Here is a 25,289-nt window from a genome sequence, read left to right as displayed (position 1 = left end):
TTGTTACAGTGTTTGTAACGGCTAAAACAAATAAAAACCTTAAATTTCTCTTGAAAGTTAAGGTTTTTATTTTGATAGTAAATAGTTTAAATAAAAAATAAAAAAATACACAATATCTGGTCTTAAAGGCTTGAATGTCGCTTTGTAAAGTTGAATAATAAGATAGGAATAACTTTTTCAGACAACTTTTGCTAAAATAATAAGTTGTTAACCAAAGATTAGACGGAGGAAATTATGTCTTATAAAGACAACATGATGTTGTTTGCCCTGAATTCAAATGTGCCGCTTGCCCAAAAGATTGCCGAGCGAGTTGGAATACCGTTAAGTAAGTCAAGTGTTCAGCGCTTTAGTGATGGTGAAATTCAAATTAATATTGATGAATCAGTTCGTGGGAAAGACGTTTATTTGATTCAGTCATTGAGCGTTCCAGTAAATGATAACTTAATGGAATTATTAATTATGATTGATGCAGTGCGTCGGGCTAGTGCGCAAACAATTAATATTGTAATCCCATATTATGGTTATGCACGTCAAGATCGTAAAACTCGCCCACGTGAGCCAATTACAGCTAAGCTTGTTGCTGATATGTTGCAAGAAGCTGGTGCAACTAGAGTCTTATCATTAGATTTGCATGCACCACAAATTCAAGGCTTTTTCGATATTCCAGTTGATAATTTAATGGGCGCACCATTATTAGCGGATTACTTTTTATGCAATCATTTGGAAAAAGATGCTGTGGTTGTTTCTCCAGATCATGGTGGTGTTACGCGGGCACGAAAATTAGCTGAGTTTTTAGGCACGTCCATTGCGATTGTAGATAAACGGCGACCACGAGCTAATGTTGCTGAAGTAATGAATATTATCGGTGACGTTAAAGGTAAACGGGCAATTATTATTGATGATATGATTGATACTGCGGGAACCATTACATTGGCAGCCCAAGCTTTAATTGATGCTGGTGCTACAGAGGTTTATGCAAGTGCAACTCATGCTGTTTTATCAGGTCCAGCTATTAAAAGGTTAAATGATTCCCCAATTAAGAATTTGGTTTTGACTGACTCAATTAACCAACCTGAAGAAAAGAAATTGGATAAAACTTTATTAGTTTCGGTTGGTCCATTGATGGGTGATGCGATTAAATGTATTCAAAAGAATGAGCCATTGAGTCCACTATTTAATACGCGTTATCAAGAAGATCAACACTAGACTAAAAAGCAACATTTTAGTAATTTAGTGAAGTTTATTTAAATATTACTCACTTTAAGTATCGGGCTACTAAGTAGTTTGATACTTTTTTATTTTTGATTCATTAAATAAAAAATAAAATTAACATTGATAATTTAATCATGCCTGCATATAATTAAAATGTTTATATTAATTAAAGCGAAAATAATTAAGGTTTACATCAATAAAAATATGACAGATTGCTAATATTTTTTTTCAATTGCTATCTAAAAGCAGAGTTTATTTAATTTATGAAGAAAAATATTAATAATGGAGAATAATAAATGATTGTTGAAACTAAAAAACTTTATAAAGAATACCAAAAAGTAGTATCAGCCACACTATTTCATAAAAAATACCAGCAAATTCTAGCTGTCCATGATGTTTCCTTTCAAATTAAAGCAGGTGAACATGTCGGCTTGGTTGGCTTAAATGGGTCGGGTAAATCTACTTTGATTAAAATGATTCTTGGTATTTTGCAACCAACTAGCGGTAAAGTAGAAACCTTTGGTTGCGTGCCAGTAGATAATCGTCAAAAAAATGCTCTGAAAATCGGGGTGGTCTTTGGGCAAAGAAGCCAATTACGCTGGGATTTACCGGCGATGGATACTTTTCGTTTAAATCAAGAACTTTATCAAGTACCACAAACAAGTTTTGAGCAGCGAGTAAGGGAGTTATCTCAGATGCTTGATGCGAAAGATTTTCTCTTTCAACCAGTGCGCAGCCTTAGTCTGGGGCAACGAATGAAAGTTGAATTTATTGCAGCTTTAATTCATGATCCAGATTTAATTATTTTGGATGAACCCACAATTGGCTTAGATGTTTTAAGTAAGAATAGCATTGTTCATTTTTTAAAGACGCTAACTAATAAAACAATTATCTTTACGTCACATGATTTGGATGAGGTAGAAAAAGTTTGTTCACGTACAATTATTCTCAATCAAGGATACCTAGTTTTAGATAAGAGTAGTCAAGAGCTAGCTAATCTTGATGTACCAGCTACAATCACATTTACTAGTAAAAAGAGCCGGTACAATGATTTACAAAAAAATTGGTCACAGTTGCAATTGCTTGAAAATGGCAACTATCAACTTAGTGGGATTAGTCATAACGAAATTATGGCTACTTTGAGTAAAATTACGGCTAAAATTCCAATTGATAATATTGAAGTCAAAAGTGGGAAATTAGAGTACCTTCTCGCCCATGTCGGTAAAGCAGGTGAACGCTAATGAGTTATCGCATGATGTTGCTCAAGCTTGGGCTAAAAAAAGGCTTTTCATCGAAATATATTTTGCTTTTTTATCTTTTTTCTTCACTAATTTCAATTGTGGTGCAATATTTTTTATGGCAGGCTGTTTTAGTTAATCGTCCACTAATAGAATTTAAGCAAACACTAAGTTATCTTATTTTAATGCAACTTTTGAGTATTTTGTTTCCTAAGTCAAGCTATGATCTTAATGATCAAATTCGCTCAGGCGATATTGCACTTGATTTATTAAAACCAGTATCAATTGCCACCCAATTATTTTGGGAAAGTTTAGGTTATTCTATCACCAAGTTAGTAATCGTGGGGGGAGTTGATCTTGCCCTTTACTTTTGGGTGTTGGATTTTCAATTCAACTTACTGGCAGTTTTATTAGTGCTAGTTACAGGTGTTTTAGCCTACATTTTATATTTTGAGCTAGAATTAATTTTGGGTACTTTTACTTTTTATACCTATAGTATCTGGGGGATTGCCACTTTCAAGGAAGCCCTACTTTTGATCTTGGCGGGTAATGTTTTTCCGGCTTACTTTTATCCGCAAGTATTAAAACAGGTAGCGTCCTATTTGCCTTTTCAATATTCATTTAGTGCGGTCGGCATGCTAGCGCAAACTCCTTCTTGGCAATTATTTTTACAGATTGTCGTAATTCAAATTGGTTATATCATATTTTTGATATTGCTATTCAAGGTTCTCTTCAAGTGGTCCAGCACTAAAACTGTTATTCAGGGAGGTTAACCATGCGCTATTTGAAATTATTATTGACTTATTTAAAGGTAAACCTTAAATCACTTGCCATTTATGATTTAGACTTTTACTTTGCAATTTTAGGAATGATAATCCAAAATGGATTAAATATTGTGGCGCTACGTTTTATTTTTAACCTTGTGCCACGAATTAAGGGATACAGTTTTGAACAATTGCTATTAACCTATGCTTTAGCCACTTTATCCTGGGCTATATTTCGCTGTTTTTTTATTAATACTCTTAATATTGCTACTTATATTCATAGAGGCAGTCTTGATACAATTTTAATTAAGCCCGTCAATCCCCTCTTTCAAATAATTAATGAGCGGGTTGATGAAGATTCATGGGGCGATTTATTGGTTGCACTTTTATTATTAATTATTGTTGATTTCCAATTAAATAATCCTTGGTATATTACAGTGATGTTTATTTTTATTGCGCTATTCACGTCGTTAATTTTCTTAAGTCTGGCAGTTTTAGGCAATACCGTCGCTCTATTTTCTAATGGTTTGGCTGATTTGGCAGAAACCACTTTCGACTTCTTTGAAATGAGTAAGTACCCTTTGACAATTTATTCAGGATTATTAAAAGTGATAATGACTTTTATTATACCGATTGGCTGGGTAGCTTCTATTCCACAAGAACGCATTGCAGATAAACACGAATGGGGCTGGTTAGTTATCATTCCGTCAGTTTGTTTACTTTATTTTGTTTTAGTTTATCAGCTCTGGCGCTTATTTTTACGTAAATACCAGAGTACGGGTAGCTAAGTTGTAAAATTTTGAAAGCCTAACTGTTTACTTAAAATTTAAAATAAGCTGAATTAAGTAATTTAAAGTCCAAATTAAATTCAGCTTATTTTTTATTTTCGGGGTTTTCTTAAATAACGTAAGGTTCCATTTTTAATATAGCGTTGAAATTGCTGGTAAAGGGGATCGAAAATTTGTGGTTCATCACTATTCGACATCATAATTTTAGGAAAAAAGAAACGTTCATCACCTTGTAAAGTTCCGTTAAGAGCGCGTACAAGAGGGCTAAGTTGGGATAACTCAATCAATTGCCCATCGTCTTGCATGATTTCAATTTGGCTATTAGCATTTTTACCGCTAGGCTTGTAAGCATCATACGGCTCATCAAAAGCGGAGTTGGTGTCCGTGTAATAGGTGGGATCAAAGCCAGCTTGTTTAATTAAGTCCTTGAGCTTGGGTAAGAGATTTTTGGTTTCGACGTCAATCCGGATACTGGCAAACGGTTTACGAAATAAATAAAGATTTGCTAAATCAGCTAGAATTGGGTCATTTGCATCGGTCCACATTAAAAAATTGGTTTCCATAACGCCATCATCTAGTTTAAGATAGTCGTTCAGTGTCCAACTATCTGCTAAAAAATTAGCTAGTTCAGGCGTTACTGGTAAAACTCCTTTGTGGTAAATGATTTTTGCCCGTTCTAGTAAGTGCTGGAGCATTACTTCCATTGCACGACCGACGCGGTGAAAGTAAACTTGTTGGTACATCTGGTAACGCGAGACTATGTAATCTTCTACTGCATGCATGCCGGACATGCTGAAACAAATCCCACCGCTAAATGGTCTGATCTCTTGTAAAATACGAGACAGATCAAATTCACCATAAGTGACACCGGTAAAGTAGGCGTCACGTTTAAGATAATCCATTCGATCAGCATCCGCTTGACTAGAAATCAATTTTACTACTTGGGGATTAGGATAAGTTTTAGCAATTACACTGGCTACTAGTTCAGGGAAATTAGGTGCAACTTGGCGTAATACTTGATTAACTTCAGTGTTCGGGTCGGTAATGATTTTTTGACCAATTTTTTCATGATCAGTGCCAAAAAGGTGTTCAAAAGTGTGTGAATAGGGCCCATGACCAATATCATGAAGTAGCCCCGCACATTCAACTAATAAACGATTATTTTCATCCCAAAGCCCGTCACCTGAACGTTGAGTGGGATATTTTTGGGCAAAGATATTACAAATTCGTCTAGTTAATTCGTAAACTCCGGCGTTATGCTCAAAGCGAGTGTGTGTTGCACCGGGAAAGACATAAGCAATCGGCCCCAACTGTTTAATTCTACGCATACGCTGAAATTCTTTAGTGGCAACTAGGTCTTGGATTACTTGGTCTTCAATATGAATGTATTCGTGAACCGGATCACGCAGCACAATTTCTTTAGTTAATTTAATATTTTGAAATTTAGGCATATGGGACCTCAGATCTGGTTAACTAAGTAGTTAAAAAACGTATATATCTTAATTATAACAAATTTCTAGTAATGCAGGCTAATTGAATTCTATTCCCAGCTCCGTTGATTAACTGTAAAGTGAGCCTAGCAGAATTTCTAGCTAAAAAAAAGAAATTAACTTATAATAAAGCAGAATAAAAGCTTTAAAAATGTGGTTTAGAGTAGCTAATTATAAACTATTTTTAAAGGCTATAAACAGTTTGGCAAGGGAGAATTTAAATTAAACAATGACTAGAGTAAAAGTTAACTTTACCAGTACAATTGTTCAAGAAAAAGAAAGTGAAACATTTACTAAAACTAGTGTGGGTGAATTGATTAAAATTGGAGAGGTTACTAGAGTTTCATACTTAGAAGATGGTCAAGTACCGGTTAAGCTTTTAATTAAGCCTAATGATGTGATTATTAAGCGCAGTCAGGACAGTGCTAATTATTCACAGTTACATTTTGTTTTAAACGAACAACGAAATTGTCGATATGTAGCACAAGGTTACCAAATGGATTTAAAAAGTATGACTAATTTAATTAAATTTTTCCCTAAAATTGATGGTTCACAAGAACTTCGAATTGAATATAACCTCTTTAGTGGTCTATACTTAATAGGTAATTATACCGTCACATTGATTTTTACTTAAACGCCTAGTAAAATGGAAAAGATTGACAAAAGAGAGGAATGCATTGTGGGATTAAACGACTTTAAAGACAAAAATCGCAACGAATTATCAATGATTGAAGTTGCTCGCGCAATTTTGGAAGATAACAATAAGAGAATGGCCTTTGCTGATATTGTTAATGCTGTGCAAAAGTTTTTGGGTGAGAGTGACGAAGAGATAAGAGAACGTTTGCCTCAATTTTATACAGACATGAACACTAATGGTGAGTTTATCTCTATGGGAGAAAATATTTGGGCACTACGTTCGTGGTTTCCGTATGAATCAGTTGATGAAGAGGTTAATCATCCTGAAGATGAGGATGAAGAAGATACTCGTACGCATCATAAGAAGGTTAATGCCTTCTTAGCTAGCGCTACTGGTAGTGATGACATCATTGATTATGATAACGATGATCCTGAGGATGAAGATTTAGATGCTGCCCCTGCTGATGAAACTGATTTTGTTGCGGATGACGATGATTTCACTGATGCAGCTGATGATGAGGATGAAGATTTACCAGACGGTATCGAGGGACAATTATCAGAATTAAATGATGATGAGGATGAAGATGAAGAAGACGAATAATTTTCTTGACTTCAACAATAAAAATAGATAGTATTTTATTTGGGCACCTTATGTGCGTTTATGCTCCCGTTAGGGAGCTTTTTTTATTTTATGGGTTAATTTTATTTTTGCAAAAGGAGTTTGGCTAATGACAAAATATATCTTCGTTACTGGCGGTGTGGTTTCTTCGTTGGGAAAGGGCATTACTGCTTCAAGCCTAGGACGGTTGTTAAAGAATCGTGGTTTAAAGGTAACAATGCAAAAGTTTGATCCTTACATCAACATTGATCCAGGGACTATGAATCCATATCAACATGGGGAAGTTTTTGTAACTGATGATGGAACAGAAGCTGATTTGGACTTAGGACACTATGAGCGCATGGTTGATGTGCGGACCAGTAAATATTCAAATGTCACTACTGGGAAAATTTATAAAGAAGTTCTAGAAAAAGAGCGCCGTGGTGATTACCATGGTGCTACTGTGCAGGTTATTCCGCATATCACTGATATGATTAAACAAAAAATAATGCGTGCAGGGCTAACAACTGATTCTGATGTCGTTATTTCTGAAATTGGTGGAACGGTTGGAGATATTGAATCAACACCTTTTATGGAAGCGATTAGACAGATGCGCCGTGAAGTTGGTAAAGAGAACGTAATGTATATCCATTGTACCTTAGTACCATATTTGCATGCCGCACAAGAAATGAAAACAAAACCAACCCAGCATTCAGTTGCTGAACTTCGTAGTATTGGTATTCAACCTAATATGTTAGTTTTACGAGCAGAAAGGCCAATTAATCAAGAACACAAAGATAAGATTTCGACTTTTACTGATGTTCCAGTTGACCGAATTATCGAATCAATTGATGCACCATCACTATTTGATTTGCCATTGGCCTTTAAAGAACAAGGAATGGATCAAAAAGTTTGTGATTTTCTTAATCTCAAGAGTCCTAAGCCTGAAGCTGATATGACAGAATGGATTCGACTTGATGAACGGGTTAAAAATTTAAAGCATACAACTAAAATTACCTTAGTTGGTAAATACGTTGAATTAGAAGATGCATATATTTCAGTGACTGATGCCTTAAAGCATGCGGGATATGCCTATGATACTAATATTGAAATTCAAAAAGTCCAAGCAGAAGATATTACTGCAACTAACATTGCCGAATTAATGGAAGGCAGTGATGGGTTAATTGTTCCTGGTGGGTTTGGAACACGAGGGCTCGAGGGAATGATTACTGCAATTAAATATGCTCGTGAAAATGATATTCCTTTCTTGGGAGTTTGTCTTGGGATGCAGATGGCAACAGTAGAATTTGCTCGAAATGTTTTAGGCTATCAAGATGCTAATACGGCTGAAGTAGACCCAGAGGCTGCTCATAATGTAATTGATATTATGGCTGATAAGCGTGATGAAGAGAATATTGGGGGAACTCTACGTTTAGGTCTTTATCCAACAGCATTAAAGTCAGGTACTAAAACTGCTGCGGCCTATGATAATCAAGAAGTGATTCAAGAGCGTCATCGTCACCGTTTCGAATTTAATAATGAATATCGATCAGAATTTGAAGCTGCTGGTATGACCTTTGCTGGTGTTTCACCTGACAATCATTTGGTTGAAGTAATTGAACTATCAAAAAATAAGTTTTTTGTTGCAGCACAATATCACCCTGAATTCTTGAGTAGACCCCAAAGACCTGAAGGATTATATAAGGCATTTATTGGTGCAGCCAGTGGTTTGCCAGAAAAAGAACTTTAATAAAATTTTTTTATTTTTAATGGAGAAGACAAAGGTCTTCTCTTGTTTTTTCTGGTAAATTCCTTTAACATTATTATGATTAAATGAAATAGAAAAGGATTTTTTCGCCAATGAAGCAAATGATAATTCATGGTGGAAAGCCCCTACAGGGTGATGTCTGGATTGGTGGTGCTAAGAACTCAACGGTAGCCTTAATTCCGGCATCTATTTTGTCGCGTACACCAGTTACTTTGGAAGGCGTTCCAAGGATTGCAGATGTTGACAACTTAATGGATTTGCTGAGTGAAATGGATGTTGAAAGTGAATTTCACCAAACAACTTTGCACATTAACCCAGAAAACATTAAGATGAGTCCATTACCAAGTGGTAAAATTAAGAGTTTGCGTGCGTCGTATTATTTTATGGGTGCACTTCTTGGACGCTTTGGTAAGGCTGTTGTGGGCTTCCCTGGCGGGGATGATATTGGTCCCCGCCCAATTGACCAACATATTAAGGGTTTTGAAGCACTTGGTGCGTGTGTAAAAAATGAAAATGATCAAATAATAATCACAGCTCCGTCTGGTGGCTTGGAAGGTGCTCCAATTCACCTGGAAATGCCATCGGTTGGAGCAACTATGAATATTATCATGGCCTCAGTTACGGCCCATGGTCAAACTATTATTAATAATGCTGCCAAAGAACCAGAAATAATTGATTTAGCTACTTTTTTAAATAATATGGGTGCAATTATTCGGGGTGCTGGTACTGATTCAATAAGAATTGAAGGGGTTGAGCTCCTCAAAGCCAGAACGCCCCATACTATTATTCCTGATCGCATTGAAGCAGGTACTTATATTTCATTAGCAGGATGTATTGGTAATGGTATTTGCATACATAATATTATTGAAGAGCATTTAGACTCTTACCTTGCTAAGGTTGAAGAAATGGGACTCGTCATTGATGCAGATGAAGACTCACTGTTTATTTATCCGGCAGGAGAATTGAAAATGACCCAGATTAAAACCGATGCCTACCCAGGTTTTGCAACTGATTTGCAGCAGCCGATCACGCCGCTTCTTCTTTCTGCTAAAACTGGTGAAGGCGTAATTATTGATCGCATATATCCTAAAAGGATAGGTCACATTGAACAGTTACGTAAAATGGGTGCCAATATTAGTGCGGAAGATAATGTTATTTTAGTTCACCCTACTGATGAACTTCATGGTGCAACAGTTTCAGCAGGCGAGATTCGCGCTGGTGCTTGTCTAATGTTAGCTGGATTAATGGCTAATGGTGAGACAGTTATTAATAATGCTGGTAATATTTTGCGCGGTTACGACCGAGTACAAGAAAAATTGAGATTACTTGGTGCTGATGTCACTATTCAAGATGTGGCAGATAAATAGCCAACTTAATATTTAACAAAAGACTAATCGTTAAGGTTAGTCTTTTGTTTTGCCTCTATAAATTACTATTATTTTAAGATTATTTTTTTTGTAATAAATTTGGAATATACTTTAATTATTATTAATTAAAAAAAACTATGTACAAGAATTAAATTTAAATTACATAGTTTTTCTAATACTTTTATACCAGCAGTACTCTTAAGTGTACGGTAGATTCAACTATATTGGTAAACAATTTGTTGCAAAAACAGATACCGTTAAGGCTGCTCCTTAAAATTGTTAGGCAGAACTGAAGCTTTGGCAAATAAACTATTTGGCCGAGAAAAGAAAATTGCACTAAGCTTCTCATTGGTCTTTATCCGACTATCCAAAAGTAAATATAATTTTGTTTGAAAGAAAAATTGGAACCTGAAGTATGCTAGCTTCAAGTTTTATTTTTTTAATAATGGTTATTTAATTCATAAGTGTGAGGTAAGCATTTATTTAATAAAAAAGTAACAGAAGTAAAAACGAAATAAAAAGTAATTAATGTTATTAGAATCAATCGAAACTAGCGGTACCAAGTTTTTGTTTTTGCCGTTGGTAACGAAAATTATCAAATAAAAGATCAAACCACTTTTTCACGACAACGCTGGCAGAAACTTTGCCAAAAACTGTCGAATATTTTAAGCAGTTTGCTGTCGATGCAATTGGAATTGTATCTTTTGGACCGATTGAAGTCAGAAAAGCAACACCTAATTATGGTTATGTTATGGATACTTCCAAAAAAGATTGGAATAATACGGACTTTATTTGGCTTTTAACTGAGACAATTAAAGTTTCGGTTTTTTACTACCGTTGTTAATGACTCTATTTATGGTGAATATGTCATGTCGCAACTTGCACATGAAGACGTTGATTCTATAGTTTATTACATAATTGGTACTGATATAGGGCGGAGTTACCAGCGAAAAATTTCTAGTAAAAGTGTGGTGTACCTTTAAGGTTTTATTAAATGATTATGTTCACTTTCCTCCTTTAGAACAATACATCACAATGTTTGAAATAATTGATAATGGGCCTGCAATAGTAGGTAATTTTGCTTTAGCTAAAAGATTGTTAAGAGAGTAAATAGTTTTTTCGTAAAGATCTAGAAAATACTACTTAGTAGTTTTACGTGCGTATTTTAAAAATGACTTTGCATAAATAGAAAGTAATAAGATAATTAATTAATTGCATGAAGATAAAAATCTTCATGCTTTTTTATGAGTTCAGTTTTTGTACTGAACTTTGTTAACTTTTTTCTTGGAAGCGATTTATTCATAATAAAAATAACAAGGAGGCATTGTAAATGAAAGTACAGTTTAACCAGAGTCAACTTAAAATTATAGATCTCCTTGTAAAAGTTAAATATTTCATGACGGTTGGTGATATGTCTGAAAAAGTTAAAGTGTCAGAAAGGAGTGTTTATAAAAATCTAAGTTCACTTAATAAGAAATTAAAGACACTGAACATTGAAGGAACACGCAATGTTTATGGTCAAGGCTATTATTTGAGCGAAAAAAGCAAACAACAGATACAGAAGTACTTAGCCAATGAAAGTTCAAATAAATACAGTTCTTTAGAAAGGCAGTACATAGTTTTTATTAATCTGCTGATTGACAGTAGATTCAGTGTTCAAAAAATAGCACAGGGATGTGGTGTCAGTAAACAAACAATTTTAAAAGACATTCAAAGTCTTAAACAGAAAATGAAAAGTTTTGAAATAACGATAGTTTCGAACTATTGGGGACATTTTTTACAGGGACAAGAAATAAAAATTAGACAGTTCCTTTTTTCATGGCTTTATTCTGATCATGAATTAGCGGGTATTTACGAAACGCGGGAAATAAAAGAATTAAAGGTATTAATTAGTCAATGGTTAAGCTCATTTGAAAATGCTAACAACATCATATATTCTGATGAATTCATTTATATTTTCGCTAATTTTTATGCATTGATTTTAAAAAGAATTTTTAATAATGCTGTACTTAAAGGTAAGAAGTGTACGATTAGTGCAAAGTTGCAGGAAACACCTGAATATAAATTTTCTTCTTCATTTTTATCTATCCTCTTAGGGGATAGATGCAGTGATTTTGAGAATAATTATTTGACTTTTGTTCTTTTAGGAGGTCAAAAACGCAAACTTCCTAAAGATAGTATTAACACAGAAATAAGTAATATTGTTTATGTCATTATTAATAGTTTCAAGAATTTAGCAGATTGTGCGTTTAAAGATGAAAGTAAACTGCATCAAGATTTAGTTGTTCATCTGGCGACTACTTTTTTTCGTGTTAAATACCGGCAACAATATCAAAATAGTGATTTTGATTCAATCAAAGAAAATTATCCAGATATATATATTTATACCAAAATGAGCATTCATCCTTTTGAACGATTTATTGGTGCCAGTTTAAATAATTATGAAGTTGGTTTAGTTTCGATTTATTTTGCTTCAGAAATCTCACGTAAAAATGAAAATGATTCAAAAGTACTTTTAGTGAGTTCAGGTAGCAATGGCTCTGCTGGATTTCTTATGACTCAGATGGTAGAACAATACCCTAATGTCAGTTTTAGTTTGCCAATAGCTCCATCCGAATTAACAAATAGACCAATTGAAGAAAGGGCAATTATTACTAATATTTCTTTGACTGGCACAAAATTGCCTTGGTTAAAGGTAAATTCGGTCTTAACTAGTAAAGATTTTGAGAATATTGATAATTTTTTCCAGCTTAACGGTATTACTAATTCAGAGAACCTTCAGACTGAATTTAAAGCAATAATGGAAACTATTTATGATAATACGAACGTTATTCATGGCAAGGCTTTGGAAAAAGGAATTAAGCAAATATTAGTAGATAAGAAGAAACATGAGAAAAAGAAAAAAAGGATTGGACCATTGCTAAGTGAAGTATTAACAGAAGACAAAATTAAATTTAGTCATGATAAAACCTTAAATTGGGAACAGGCAATCGAATTATGCTCTCAACCATTATTAACAGCAGGCAACATTACGCAATCTTATATAACTGCGATGATTAACAACGTTAAAGATAACGGCCCATATATTAATATTGGTACTGAAATTGCTTTGGCGCATGCAAGACCTAGTCAAGGGGTTAATAGATTAGGAATGTCTTTATTGTTATTAGATCATGACATTGATTTGGTAGATAAAGAACACAAAATTAAATTGATTATTGTGCTTGCAGCTCAAGATTCAACATCACATTTAAGGGCTCTTTCAGAGTTAGCCAAAATTTTAGGTAACAAAGAAGATGTAAGCAAAATAATGAATGCTAAAAATGCAATTGAAATAGAGGATTTGATTAAGAAAGGTGAAAAATGAAATTAGGAGCATGTTGTAGTACAGGAGTAGGCTCATCTTTCATGGTAGACATGAATATGCAAGATGTACTTAAAGAAATAGGAAGATCGGATGTAGAAACTACTCACATTGATCTTTCTGGACTCAATCCAAGTGTGGCTGATCATTTTTTTGTAGGACGCGATATGTATGACGCTGTAGCAAATGTTGTTGGTAATGATAACGTGACAGAATTAAGCAGCATCATTGATAAGGAGGAATTAAAGGAAAAAATTCAAGCTTATCTGAATAGTTTTGATCAAAAAAGTGAGGGTGATAACTGATGAATGAAATTTTAAACTTCTTCTTAAGTATTGCTAGAACTCCTTCAATCTTAGTTGGATTGGTAGCAGTCTTAGGTTTAATTCTGCAGAAAAAGGATTCAACAGAAGTAATTTCAGGTGGTTTGAAAACTTTTGTCGGATTCCTAGTCTTAACTGGTGGTTCGGGAGTAATTACAGATGCCTTAACACCTTTTGGCAAAATGTTTATGCAGGCTTTTCATGTTCAAGGCGTTGTCCCTAACAATGAAGCTTTTACCGCTACTGCATTAACAAAATACGGTAGTGCTACTGCGATGATATTGCTGATTGCAATGATAGTAAATATCACTTTAGCCAGAGTATCGCACTTTAAATATATTTATCTTTCAGGACATGTCATGATCAATATGTCTTGTATGTTGGCAGTACTGCTTGCAGTAGCAGGCTTTACAGAAATACCTTCAATTATTGTTGGTGGTACTTTTTTAGGTCTATTTGATACGATTATGCCAGCTTTAGTTCAGCCCTTTGTTAAAAAGGTTACTAAGAGCGATGAAATTGCGATTGCGCATACGGGTGACTTTGGGTATTTAATAGCTGGATTAGTTGCAAAGCTTGTTGGTGATCCATCCAAATCAACAGAAGATCTCCATGTTTCTAAGAAAGTATCGTTTTTAAGAGATAATACGATTGCCGTGACAATTACGATGGCAGCGGCTTATCTGATTATTGCGTTATTTGCAGGTCCCGTTTATGTTGAAAAATTAAGCGGTGGAATTAACTACATAATCTATGCCTTAATTGAATCTGGTTCATTTTCTGCTGGTGTTTACATTATGCTAGCTGGAGTAAGAATGATCTTAAACGAATTAATCCCTGCCTTCAAAGGTATTTCAACTAAATTAGTTCCTAATGCTAAAGCAGGCTTGGATATTCCAATCCTGTTTACATTTGCACCTAATGCCGTAATTATTGGTTTTTTTTCCAGTTTTGTAGGCGGCTTGGTTGCCACATTACTAATGGTTTTATGTCACATAACCATTGTCATTCCCGGCGTTGTAGCTCACTTCATGTGTGGTGGGGCCGCTGGTGTTATTGGTAACACAGTTGGTGGTCGTCGTGGTTGTGTCATTGGATCATTTATTCACGGCTTATTGATTTCTTTTGTACCAATTATTTTAATCCCAGTATTAGGACACTTGGGCTTAGGTACAGCTAGTTATGCAGATGCTGACTTTGGTATTGTAGGCTCCTATGTTGGCTATAGTGGTTTACTTGGTGGTCGTTCATTAATCATTGCTGCACTGGTAGCTGCATTGGTAATTTTCTTTATCGTATCAATTACCTTAGATAAGAAGCAAAAGAACGTAGTTAGATTAACCAAATAAAATTTAAGGAGTTAAAAATGAAATATACGGCAAAAGATAACTTAGCAGTGAATGCAATTAGAGCTCTAAGTATTGATGAAATTCACAAAGCCAACTCAGGACATAGTGGTATTACTTTAAGTGCTGCTCCGTTAATATATACTATCTATCAAAATATGAAATTTGACGTGACTGATCCGCACTGGTTTAATCGTGACCGTTTTGTTCTTTCAGGAGGTCACGGGTCAGCAATGTTATACGCTACTTTACATTTGCTTGGTTTTGATATTTCAATCACTGATTTGAAAAAATTTAGAACTTTAGGTAGTAAAACTCCTGGTCACCCAGAAATTACTACTTCGGGTGTTGACGTTGCTACTGGTCCGTTAGGACAAGGATTCGGTATGGCTGTCGGTATGGCTATGGCAGAAAAACACCTTAGTTCGCTCTACAACAAGCCTAATTACCAAATTATTGATAATAAGGTTTATGTGATTCTTGGCGATGGGGACTTAATGGAAGGTATCAGCCATGAATCTGCTAGTTTAGCTGGGCATCTGCAACTGAATAATTTGATTGTGTTATATGATTCAAACCGCAATACCATGGATGCAAGTATGGCACAAGAATGCGATGACAATGTTGCACAAAGATTTGAAGCATACGGCTGGAAGTACCTTAAAGTTGCTGATGGCAATAATCTAAATGATATTGATGCGGCAATTAAGATTGCTCAAGGTGAAAAGAAAAGACCGACCTTAATTGAAGTAAACACTGTTTTAGGCTATGCGTCTCCATTTGCAGATAGCCATTTAGCTCATGGAGCGGTTTTGGATGCAGAACAAGTTGTTGCCACTAAAAAGCAACTTGGCTATGAATATGGTCCATTTGAGGTTCCTCAAGAAGCTTATGCTGCATTTGAGGGTGTTAAAGCAGAAGGTCAAAAAGCCCACCAGAAATGGTCAGAACTCTTGCAAGACTACATTGAAAATAATCCTGAACTTGGCGGTCAACTAATTAAGAATATTAACAATAATATCAAACTTAATTTTGCTGAAAATAAGTTAGAAATACCAGATGCTCTTTCAACAAGAGATTCTATTCATCAAGTTTTACAGCAAACTAGCAAGTCAGAATTAAATATTTGGGGCGGTTCTTCAGATTTAGGCAGTTCTGACAAAACCTACTTTGATGGTGATGAAGGTTTTCAACCCAATTCATACGATAAAAACAACTTGTACTTTGGTATTCGTGAGTTTGCTGAAGGTGCAGCAATTAACGGCATCACTTTATACGGTGGCTCTAGAGTATTTGCTAACACATTCTTTATCTTTTCAGACTATATGAAAAATGCAATCAGGATGTCTGCCTTAATGCAGATTCCGTCAATCTTTATTTTTGGTCATGATTCTATTTCTTTAGGCCCCGATGGTCCTACTCATCAACCAATCGAACAATTAGCAGGAATAAGGGCAATCCCTAACTTAATTGTATTTCGTCCAGCTGATTATTTGGAAACGATTTATTCTTGGCAATACGCTATTAATCAAAAAGATTACCCAGTAGCATTTATATTGGGTCGTCAGAATTTGCCAACTCTCTTGAATTATCAAGACAGCGTTAAGTCTGGTGTTTCAAAGGGTGGTTATATCCTGGCAGAAGCAGAAAATGGTGAACCGGAAGGTATTTTAATGGCTACTGGTTCTGAGGTAAGTTTGGCTTTAGCAGCGCAAAAAGAATTGGCACAAAGTGGCAAAAATGTCCGCGTGGTATCAATGCCAAGTTTTGAACTATTTTTAAAGCAGGGTCCAGAATACCAAGAAAAAGTTCTACCTAAATCAATTAAGCACCGAGTATCAATTGAAATGGCATCTACTTATGACTGGGGACAATTTGTAGGATTAGATGGAGCAGCTATTGGCATTAATCACTTTGGTGAAAGTGGTGATGGTGACGAACTGATAAAGAAATCTGGCTTTACGGTTGATAATATTGTCAAAACATACTTAGCTATTTGCCAGTAATGAAATAAGGCAATAGTTCTTGTTTTAAATTATGATATAAGTGAATAATAAAAAAGTGTTGGGAGAAATCTCAACACTTTTTTGCGTAAGAATTATCAAATATTTATTCTGAAAAATTAAAAAGCTGCTAACAACTATTTAATGTTAGCAGCTTTTAAGGCGTACATTTAGTAGACGTTAAGAAGTTTAATCTAATAAATCGAACTTCAATGTGGCTAAGTTGTGTCCTTCGTTAACCATGTTGCCGAGCAACTCAATTGTATTATTGTAAACTTGGTCGGCCATCTTTTGATTAGCTTCTGTTAGGGCATCTTCAACTGCTTTACCTGAAAGTCCAGCGACTTTTTTATCAGTTTCATGTTGAATGAAGTGGCACTCAGCTAACGATTTTTGCTCAAAATCATTTTCTAATTCACCGTAAACTTTAAAGTTAGTGTCACCAAGTTGAGCAGTTAGCTTGTTTAGCCAGAAAATCTTGTTCAAGTCAAACTTAGGACCGGTTTGGAAGCTAGCTGGTGTGTCATTAACGTTGGTGTAGAATGGGACAAAACTGTTAAAGGTATTTGGACCAAAGCAAAGCCATTGAACACCAGCGATTTCTTCTGGTACATCGTTTCTAACTTGTAAAATATGTGTTTCAAAGTTACGGTTCAAAGCAATTGGCCGAAAAGCTTTCTTTTGTTCAGGCGTACCTTGATCGCCGTATGGATCAAATGGGGTATCTTGGTAGTGTGAACTTTCAACAAAGCAAATGTCCTCGATACTAATCTTGCGGTTAGCATGACAAATGAATGGTTGATCTTGATCGCTTGGCTTGCCACCAAATTCTGGATCAAAATAATTATGGACATACCAAGCCCGTGGATTATTATAATGAGCATCTTTAATAGTTGAACTACCAAAGATATGGCGCATATTGTAACCGTCATGATCAGGATTTAAGTGGTAAGTGTCAATTAATTCTTCTAGTTGCGCATCAGCCATAAAGCCATCTTGACCAAAGTGAAATTCGTCAATATTTAAGCGGTTAGGGGCAACTACGTAAGCATCATCTGGAATTCGGCGGGCAATCCAGTGGTGACCGCCAATTGTTTCCAGATACCAAATTTCATCGTGGTCAGCAAAAGCCATCCCATTCATTTCATAGGTACCGTATTTTTCTAGCAGGTAGCCAACACGCTTAACACCTTCAAGGGCGCTATGGATATAAGGCAAAGTTAGGGTAACAAAATCTTCTTCACCAAGTCCGCCTGCACTAACTAGTGGATCAATTCCCTGAATACGGGAATTTGTTGTAATTGTTTCAGTCGCAGTCATCGCAATGTTATCGGAGTTGATTCCGGCTGCTGCCCAAATACCACTTTCACCAGAAACATCAGGTGCGCTGGTATAACGCATAGGAGTTTCAGCTAAATCTTTATCATCAATTTTTTGGTGACTGATGACACTTTCATAGTGTTTAGGTTGTTTTTCAGGGGTAATAACTTCAAACCCTTCTGGAATAATGGTTCTACCACCATCTTCACTGCGGGCAATCATAGTTGAACCATCAATACTGGCATTTTTACCAACAAGAATGGTTGTACATTCTGCTTTTTTCATAAATATTGTCCTTTCAAAGTTCTTAAGGTATATTGTATTAAAAAATGGACATTAATTGCAAAAAAATGGTTGATTTTTAGGAGAAATTATAGTTGTTTTTGTCGAGGGTAACTAGTAATGGAAATTAAACGGTTGTTAGAGCAAAGGTTGCAGGCAAAACTAAGGGTAATTAGTCATCAGTCGTTTAATCGCACTTTTGTTGGTTTTAGTCAGCAGTATCAGCAGTCAGTTTTTGTTAAAGTCTTTTTACAAGAGCGTAATTGGCTAACAGAAAAAGCAGTTAACGAACAACTTAATTCAAGGGTTCTTGCAGCTTTTAAAGTTGATGTTGAACCAATCTTGTATGTTTTAGTGATGACTGATATGGCACCAGCAGATATTGCCGTACCAGTTTCAAAAGCATTGGCCTTTTTAATGGGTGAGAAGTTAGCCATATTTCACGCTCAAGTGCGTCCTTTTGCGGGAATTAGACAAGATAGTGAGCCTTTTATTAAAATTCATCAAAGAATTAAGCAGTTGCGTAGTAGTTCTATGCGCAATCAAATTATGATTGAAACAGAGCTACTTAATTCTAGTACAGTTCTACACGGTGATGTGGGTGTACGTAATTATCAGTTTGTCACTAATCAGCTAGTATTAATTGATTATGAAAAAGTACAGTTGGGTGTTAGTTACTAAGATTTTATTAAGCTATTTTATCAGGATTTTAAACTACAACCAGAATTAATGGCCGCTTTTATGGAGGGATATACACTCAAGTTACCTGAACCTAAAATTAGCCAGTTAATGCAAGCTTTTTTACTTTTTAAAACAGCCTGTGGCATTATGAGTTATACTGACAAAATTGAGGATCAGCCTTTTAAGCAGATTGGGGAAAAGATGTTAGTAAAAGTAGAAGAAGATTTACTCTAAAGCTTAATTAGATTTTTTAATAAAAACTAGTTTATTTAAGAGGCAGAAAACAAAACCCCCATAATTAGGATGCTAAATTATGGGGGTTTGTTTGATTAAATTATCTAAACAAGACAAAAGTGAAATTGTGATGTAAGCAAAAAAATATTGTTAAATCTATTATTCGAGTATATAATAAATTATTATTAATTTTATATTAAAATTAATTAAAAAATAGTTAATAGGAGAAAAGAAGCAATGATCTTTAAAAACTATTCGCATTTTAAATTCTTTTTACTTAATGTCTTTGGTTTTATTTACAGCACGGAAAATGTCATTATGGCCTACATGGTAGGATCACTGATCAATATGGCTGCAGCCAAGCAATTTGCTAAGTTACCTTGGTTGATTATTCAAGTCTTAATTGCACTAATTTTAGTCTTATTGGCTCACTTAAGCTTTAACTATTTAAAGGCGGATGCAATTAAGCAAACTAATATTAAACTAAGAAGGCAGACACTTAAAGGGATGCTTGCTAGTCCCAGTGAGGATACTGCCAACCTAGGTTTTTTAACTAATGATTTTAAGTTGTTAGAAACAAATCGTTATGAAGCAGAGATTTCTATTTTAACTTATTTTTATACAGTAATTTTGGCCTTATCATATGCCCTGTACTTAAATCCTATTTTAACCGTCATATTTTTTGCAGGTTCATTGCTTCCTATGCTTGTTTCTAATCTGCTCCAAAAGCCAATTCAAACCGCTGCTGATGAATGGACTAAGGCCAATGATCAATATGTTAATCAGACCAAGAACACACTAGCAGGAACTAGGACATTAAACCTTTATGGTCAACAAAATAACGCTGTTAAGCGAGACCTAAAAGTAATTAATTTATTAGAAACCAAGTTGGCAAGAATGAATATCTTGAAAAACAATACGAATGCCTATCTTAATCTCATTGCTATGGGTGGTTCTTACTTAGTTCCCTTTGCTATAGGGATTATGCTAGTAATCAAGGGTTTTACCACTTTAGGTGCACTTTTTGGCATTATTCAGCTTTCGAATTCTTTTGTTAACCCAATCTTACAAATTCTTAGTGAACGCAATAATTTATCTACAACCAAGGGGATTGTTAAGCGCATTACTCAGTTCGGTCAAAAGGCTGCTACTTATCCTCAAACAACGAGTATGACAGCAAATTTAGTAGAATTGAAGGTTAAGGATTTGTCTTTAATCCGACAAGGCCAGCAGTTAGCTAGCGATATCGACTTGACAATTGAGAATGGTCAAAAAATTGCAGTTATCGGACCATCTGGAGCCGGTAAGTCAACTTTATTACAGTATTTGTTATATGGTGACTATGGTCAAGCTAGCAAGATTTTACTCAATCACCAGCAAGTAGACGCGGGGGCGTTTACTAATCTTTTTGCTTACTCAAGTCAAAATGCCGTAATTTTTGCTGACACTTTACTCTTTAACTTAACTTTAGGCGCTGACATTGCGCCAGACAAAATAATGGCCGTTTGTCAGGGTGTTGGTCTAGCTAAGCTAATTCAAGAAAAAGGGCTAAACTACGGCCTAGGTGATAATGCTGATCAATTGTCAGGCGGCCAATTATCTAGGATTGAACTCGCGCGGGCAATTTTGGCTCAGCGTCAGATTCTTTTACTCGATGAAGTCAATGCTTCTTTGGATCAAGTAACCTCCAAGCAGGTTCATGATTACCTCTTCGCTTCTGATTTGACTTTTATTGAGGTAATTCATCATTATAAACCAGCAGACCTGGCACGTTATGATCAGGTAATTGATTTTAATTCATACCTTTCTTCGTAGCGACTATGTTTCAGCGAGTATGACTAATTTTTGAAGTAACCGCTTAGTCTAGGATGCAAATTAAGTTGAGTATGTAAAAATTTACGGCAATAGTTTTTATTAAAATGGCACTCCTTTTCTTTATATAGAAAAAAAGTGCCATTTTGCGATGGATAATAGTATAGCTATAATTTGGTTAGCTACTAATTTTTTTAGAATTTGCACCATTGAGTAGTAAGTTTAAGATAGTAGCCGATAAACTGGTAATCACAATACCATTATTTAGGAAAAGTTGAATTGTTGCAGGTAAATTGTGGAAAAATTGTGGATAAATAGTAACACCTAGTCCCAGGCCAATTGAAATAGCAATAATTAAAATATTATTGTTATTACTTAAATCAACTTGGACTAAAGTTTTAATGCCCTGAACGGCAATCATGGTAAACATTACTAGCATGGCCCCACCTAATACTGGTGTTGGAATAATGGTGACGAGAGCGCCAATTTTGGGTAACAGTCCCATCGTCATCAACAATCCAGCGGCCCAATAAATGGGGCGTTTAGTTTTAATGCCTGACAATTGTAAAAGTCCAACATTTTGCGAAAAGGTCGTGTAAGGAAAAGCGTTGAATAAACCACCTAGGATTTGAGCGAGTCCTTCTGCCCGATAGCCTTTTTTAAGATCATCTTCTGAAACTTGATGCGTGATCAAATCACCCGTGGCAAAGAAGACGCCAGTTGATTCAACCATTGAAACTAAGGCAATGATGATCATTGTTAAACTGGAAGACCATTCAAAATGAGGCGCTCCAAAGTAAAAAAGTTGCGGTAAATGAAACCAGGATGCTGTAATTACTGGGGTAAATGAAACTAGACCTAGGCACGCAGCAATAAGTGTGCCGCTAATTAATCCTATTAAAACTGAAACTGATTGTAAAAAGCCTTTTGTCCAAATTTCTAAAGCTAAAATAATGAACATAGTGCAGAAGGCAAGTAATAAATTTTGACTACTACCAAAATCCTTAGCAGTAGCATTTCCTCCGCCCATATTTTGAATGGCAACTGGGATTAAGGTTAGACCAATTGTGGTAATTAAGGTACCGGTGACAACAGGGGGAAAGAATTTTTTGATTTTGGCAAAAACTCCAGCAATTAAAATTACGAAAATGCCGGCAATAATAATGGCCCCATACATATCATTAATTGAAAATTTGCGACCAATCATTTGTAAGGGAGCAACCGCCTGAATAGCGCAGCCAAGAATTACAGGAAAGCCAATACCAAAAAAGCGATTAGTAATTAACTGTAAAAGAGTTGCCAACCCACACATAAAAATATCAATTGAAACTAAGTAGGTCATTTGTTCAGCGTTGAATTTTAGAGCTGTCCCAATTAAAAGTGGTACTGCGACTGCACCAGAATACATTGCTAACAGATGTTGCAGCCCAAGGACGGCGGCTTTTTGTTGACTGACTTCTTTTTGCATTAATTTTCCCCTACAAAATGTACTTGATTATCAGCTAAACTAGCAATGTTTGCTAAAGCTTCAAGTTTATAGCCATGTTTTTTAATCCAAGTGCTACCGCCTTGAAAAGACTTAGCTACGACTACGCCCACGCCAGCTATTTCCGCATAGGCTTGATGAGCAATATTAATCATGCCCTTAACGGCTTCACCATTAGCTAGAAAATCATCAATAATTAATAAACGGTCGTTGGGATTGAGAAATTTTTGTTCAACACAAATTTGGTTAGTGGTTTTCTTGGTGTAAGAATAAACATCCGCCCAATATACTTCATCGTTAAGTGTCGAGGGCTTTTTTTTACGGGCAAAGACCATGGGTACGTGTAACTCATAGGCAGTCATTACCCCGGGCGCGATTCCTGAAGCTTCACAAGTTAAGACTTTGGTGATACCGGCATCTTTGAAAAGATGAGCAAATTCTGTTCCAACGGCCATCATTAATTCAGGATCAACTTGATGATTTAAAAATGAGTTAATCTTTAGGACATTTCCGGGTAAAACTTCGCTATCGTTGCGAATACGATCTTCCAGCAATTTCATACTTTTCCTCCTAAAACAAAAAGGTCTTTTCTACCAAAACTATGGTAAAAAAGACCAATAAGACAGTAACACTGCGCTATTTGTACTTGATCCATAGTTCAGAATTTACGGTTCTGAGTAGAGACTGCCGACCAGATTACGGCAATATATAGACATAATATTTGCTTGTGTATGCATTCTAACAAAGTAAATTTAGTTGTGCAAGATTAAGGGGGATTTTAAAAATAAATTAGTTCAAGCATATATCGATATAATTTTTGAGAAAAATATTTTTACTTAAAAAGTAGTTGACCCCACCTTAAATTCTTAGTACAGTTTAGATGATTTGATATTTAATTAGCAAAGGAGCCAGAATGTCAGTGAGAAAAAAGATTCATGATTTTGATGAAATTATTGTTTTAGACTTTGGTAGTCAATATAATCAACTAATCACGCGGCGCTTGCGTGATTTTGGCATTTATTCTGAACTATTACCGCACGATCTTAGCTTAGAAAAAATTAGACAAATTAATCCTAAGGGCATTATTTTTTCCGGTGGTCCTAACAGTATTTATGATGACAATGCTTTAAAGGTTGATCCTAAAATTTTTGAATTAGGAATTCCCATTTTAGGTATTTGCTATGGCATGCAATTAATGTCGTCTTATTTAAACGGTAAAGTTGAAAAAGCTGATAATTCTGAATATGGTAAAGCTGACATTCAAGTAGAAGATGCGAGTTCGGTTTTATTTGACGGCTTACCAAAAGATGAATTTGTTTGGATGAGTCATGGTGACTTAGTTAAGCAGGCACCAAGTGGTTTTAAGACAATTGCTTCAAGTAAAAATTGCCCGATTGCGGCGATTGCTAATGAACAAAGCAAGTTTTATGGCATTCAATTTCATGCTGAAGTTCGCAATACTGAATATGGCTTAGATATTTTGCGTAATTTTGCTTTTAAAGTCTGCAAAGCTAAAGCTAACTGGTCAATGGCTGATTTTATTGAGCTGGAAATTGCCAATATTCAGCAGACAGTTGGTGATAAAAAGGTAATATTAGGCTTATCTGGTGGGGTAGACTCTAGCGTGACGGCTACTTTGTTACATAGGGCAATTGGTGATCAATTAACTGCCATTTTTGTTGATCACGGGATGTTGCGCAAAAATGAAGGTGACGAAGTAATGGCCGCCTTGAATCGTGATTTAGGTGTGAACATTGTGCGGGTAAATGCCCAAGAGCGCTTTTTAACTAAATTAAAGGGTGTAACTGATCCCGAGCAAAAGCGTAAAATCATCGGTAAGGAATTCATCGAGGTTTTCAACGAAGAAGCGCAAAAGATGCATGAAGTTGATTTTTTGGCGCAGGGTACACTCTATACTGACGTAATTGAAAGCGGCACCAATACAGCACAGACAATTAAGTCCCACCACAATGTCGGCGGTCTGCCTCAGGATATGCACTTTCAACTAATTGAACCATTACGAAAATTATTTAAGGATGAAGTGCGTCAGCTTGGTGAAGAATTAGGGATTCCGCATGACTTAGTTTGGCGTCAGCCGTTTCCTGGTCCCGGTCTTGGGATTCGGGTGTTAGGTGAAGTTACTGCACCTAAATTAGAATTAGTGCGTGAAAGTGATGCCATCTTGCGCGCAGAAATTAAAAAGGCGGGTCTACAAGAAGACGTCTGGCAATATTTCACGGTTTTACCAGGAATTAAATCAGTTGGCGTCATGGGTGACGGGCGGACTTATGACTATACGATTGGCATTCGGGCCGTAACTTCGATTGATGGGATGACAGCTGATTTTGCGCACTTGCCGTGGGATGTCTTGCAAAAAGTTTCAACGAGAATTATTAACGAAGTTGATAACGTTAACCGAGTCGTTTATGATGTAACGAGTAAGCCACCTTCAACTATTGAATGGGAATAAAAGGTCATGTTAAGTTATGAGGAAATTTCAATTTAACAATACTTATTTAGAACAAGTTTTATGAAAAAGGTAAAAATTAATTTGGTTGTCTGCTCAAAGTCTACTAA

Annotated in this window: 20 protein-coding genes, 1 pseudogene and 1 riboswitch; of the genes and pseudogenes, 17 read left to right on the top strand and 4 right to left on the bottom strand. The window is 35.5% G+C overall.

From position 1 onward, the window contains the following. Positions 1 to 234: 234 nt before the first annotated feature. The 4 genes from F5ESL0225_RS06705 to F5ESL0225_RS06690 all read left to right on the top strand — a co-directional run bounded on the left by F5ESL0225_RS06705 (position 235) and on the right by F5ESL0225_RS06690 (position 4,002). Positions 235 to 1,206 carry a ribose-phosphate diphosphokinase gene (locus F5ESL0225_RS06705; RefSeq protein WP_090092432.1) on the top strand — a complete coding sequence of 324 codons (972 nt, stop codon included), beginning with the start codon at positions 235 to 237 and terminating at the stop codon, positions 1,204 to 1,206. Positions 1,207 to 1,508: 302 nt separating this feature from the next. Next, complete coding sequence (locus F5ESL0225_RS06700; RefSeq protein ID WP_122048118.1) at positions 1,509 to 2,453, top strand: ATP-binding cassette domain-containing protein; 945 nt, start codon at positions 1,509 to 1,511, stop codon at positions 2,451 to 2,453. Further along, the gene (locus tag F5ESL0225_RS06695; protein WP_122048117.1) at positions 2,453 to 3,223 is read left to right on the top strand and encodes an ABC-2 family transporter protein; all 771 of its coding nucleotides are present in this window, start codon (positions 2,453 to 2,455) and stop codon (positions 3,221 to 3,223) included. Before F5ESL0225_RS06700 ends, F5ESL0225_RS06695 begins: the two co-directional genes overlap by 1 nt. A gap of 2 nt (positions 3,224 to 3,225) precedes the next feature. Next, positions 3,226 to 4,002, top strand: a complete 777-nt coding sequence (locus F5ESL0225_RS06690) for an ABC transporter permease (RefSeq protein ID WP_122022182.1) — start codon at positions 3,226 to 3,228, stop codon at positions 4,000 to 4,002. A 92-nt stretch (positions 4,003 to 4,094) separates the two neighbouring features. On the opposite strand, the gene F5ESL0225_RS06685 is transcribed toward F5ESL0225_RS06690, so the two are convergent. Further along, positions 4,095 to 5,453 carry an HD domain-containing protein gene (locus F5ESL0225_RS06685; protein WP_118897737.1) on the bottom strand — a complete coding sequence of 453 codons (1,359 nt, stop codon included), beginning with the start codon at positions 5,451 to 5,453 and terminating at the stop codon, positions 4,095 to 4,097. A 268-nt stretch (positions 5,454 to 5,721) separates the two neighbouring features. Here F5ESL0225_RS06685 and F5ESL0225_RS06680 point away from each other — a divergent pair, with 268 nt between their 5' ends. From F5ESL0225_RS06680 to tkt, 9 genes and pseudogenes are all read left to right on the top strand, one after another. After that, positions 5,722 to 6,126 (top strand): DUF1934 domain-containing protein, encoded by a 405-nt coding sequence (locus F5ESL0225_RS06680; protein ID WP_122022181.1) that lies wholly within the window; start codon positions 5,722 to 5,724, stop codon positions 6,124 to 6,126. A 45-nt stretch (positions 6,127 to 6,171) separates the two neighbouring features. Further along, entirely contained in the window at positions 6,172 to 6,729 is a 558-nt protein-coding gene (rpoE, locus tag F5ESL0225_RS06675; protein ID WP_118907028.1) for a DNA-directed RNA polymerase subunit delta, read from the top strand. A 127-nt stretch (positions 6,730 to 6,856) separates the two neighbouring features. Next, positions 6,857 to 8,476 (top strand): CTP synthase, encoded by a 1,620-nt coding sequence (locus F5ESL0225_RS06670; protein WP_122022180.1) that lies wholly within the window; start codon positions 6,857 to 6,859, stop codon positions 8,474 to 8,476. Positions 8,477 to 8,586: 110 nt separating this feature from the next. Next, positions 8,587 to 9,861 (top strand): UDP-N-acetylglucosamine 1-carboxyvinyltransferase, encoded by a 1,275-nt coding sequence (locus F5ESL0225_RS06665; protein ID WP_122022179.1) that lies wholly within the window; start codon positions 8,587 to 8,589, stop codon positions 9,859 to 9,861. A gap of 528 nt (positions 9,862 to 10,389) precedes the next feature. Then, positions 10,390 to 10,971: pseudogene (locus F5ESL0225_RS06660) on the top strand (ROK family protein). A 220-nt stretch (positions 10,972 to 11,191) separates the two neighbouring features. After that, positions 11,192 to 13,228: a BglG family transcription antiterminator gene (locus F5ESL0225_RS06655; protein WP_122048116.1), complete on the top strand. Its 2,037-nt coding sequence runs from the start codon at positions 11,192 to 11,194 to the stop codon at positions 13,226 to 13,228. Next, on the top strand, positions 13,225 to 13,530 hold the full coding sequence (locus tag F5ESL0225_RS06650) for a PTS sugar transporter subunit IIB (RefSeq protein WP_090092419.1): 306 nt from the start codon (positions 13,225 to 13,227) through the stop codon (positions 13,528 to 13,530). Before F5ESL0225_RS06655 ends, F5ESL0225_RS06650 begins: the two co-directional genes overlap by 4 nt. Beyond that, the gene (locus F5ESL0225_RS06645) at positions 13,530 to 14,897 is read left to right on the top strand and encodes a PTS ascorbate transporter subunit IIC (RefSeq protein ID WP_122048115.1); all 1,368 of its coding nucleotides are present in this window, start codon (positions 13,530 to 13,532) and stop codon (positions 14,895 to 14,897) included. The genes F5ESL0225_RS06650 and F5ESL0225_RS06645 overlap by 1 nt, the downstream gene beginning before the upstream one ends. A 17-nt stretch (positions 14,898 to 14,914) precedes the next feature. Beyond that, complete coding sequence (tkt, locus tag F5ESL0225_RS06640) at positions 14,915 to 16,900, top strand: transketolase (protein ID WP_122048114.1); 1,986 nt, start codon at positions 14,915 to 14,917, stop codon at positions 16,898 to 16,900. A 186-nt stretch (positions 16,901 to 17,086) separates the two neighbouring features. Here the strand turns inward: tkt and F5ESL0225_RS06635 are convergent, their stop codons facing one another. Further along, on the bottom strand, positions 17,087 to 18,502 hold the full coding sequence (locus tag F5ESL0225_RS06635) for a C69 family dipeptidase (RefSeq protein ID WP_122048113.1): 1,416 nt from the start codon (positions 18,500 to 18,502) through the stop codon (positions 17,087 to 17,089). A gap of 117 nt (positions 18,503 to 18,619) precedes the next feature. Between F5ESL0225_RS06635 and F5ESL0225_RS06630 the strand changes: the two genes are divergently transcribed. From F5ESL0225_RS06630 to F5ESL0225_RS06625, 3 genes are all read left to right on the top strand, one after another. Beyond that, positions 18,620 to 19,180, top strand: coding sequence for a hypothetical protein (locus F5ESL0225_RS06630; protein ID WP_122048112.1), 561 nt, complete (start codon positions 18,620 to 18,622; stop codon positions 19,178 to 19,180). A 60-nt stretch (positions 19,181 to 19,240) separates the two neighbouring features. After that, positions 19,241 to 19,414 carry a hypothetical protein gene (locus tag F5ESL0225_RS08370; protein ID WP_158592405.1) on the top strand — a complete coding sequence of 58 codons (174 nt, stop codon included), beginning with the start codon at positions 19,241 to 19,243 and terminating at the stop codon, positions 19,412 to 19,414. A gap of 237 nt (positions 19,415 to 19,651) precedes the next feature. Beyond that, on the top strand, positions 19,652 to 21,229 hold the full coding sequence (locus tag F5ESL0225_RS06625) for an ABC transporter ATP-binding protein (protein ID WP_122048111.1): 1,578 nt from the start codon (positions 19,652 to 19,654) through the stop codon (positions 21,227 to 21,229). Positions 21,230 to 21,404: 175 nt separating this feature from the next. Here the strand turns inward: F5ESL0225_RS06625 and F5ESL0225_RS06620 are convergent, their stop codons facing one another. Next, positions 21,405 to 22,694 carry a nucleobase:cation symporter-2 family protein gene (locus tag F5ESL0225_RS06620; protein WP_122048110.1) on the bottom strand — a complete coding sequence of 430 codons (1,290 nt, stop codon included), beginning with the start codon at positions 22,692 to 22,694 and terminating at the stop codon, positions 21,405 to 21,407. After that, a complete protein-coding gene (locus F5ESL0225_RS06615) occupies positions 22,694 to 23,272 on the bottom strand; it encodes a xanthine phosphoribosyltransferase (RefSeq protein ID WP_118896033.1) in 579 nt (192 codons plus the stop codon). The genes F5ESL0225_RS06620 and F5ESL0225_RS06615 overlap by 1 nt, the downstream gene beginning before the upstream one ends. Positions 23,273 to 23,346: 74 nt before the next feature. Then, positions 23,347 to 23,444, bottom strand: a riboswitch (purine riboswitch). Between the two features lie 181 nt (positions 23,445 to 23,625). On the opposite strand from F5ESL0225_RS06615, the gene guaA reads away from it, so the two are divergent. Beyond that, positions 23,626 to 25,182, top strand: a complete 1,557-nt coding sequence (gene guaA, locus F5ESL0225_RS06610; RefSeq protein ID WP_199716452.1) for a glutamine-hydrolyzing GMP synthase — start codon at positions 23,626 to 23,628, stop codon at positions 25,180 to 25,182. Positions 25,183 to 25,289 lie beyond the last annotated feature (107 nt).

It is taken from the genome of Lactobacillus sp. ESL0225 (genome assembly GCF_003692905.1).
GTDB lineage: Bacteria > Bacillota > Bacilli > Lactobacillales > Lactobacillaceae > Lactobacillus > Lactobacillus bombicola.
This window is presented reverse-complemented; position numbering and strand designations above follow the sequence as displayed.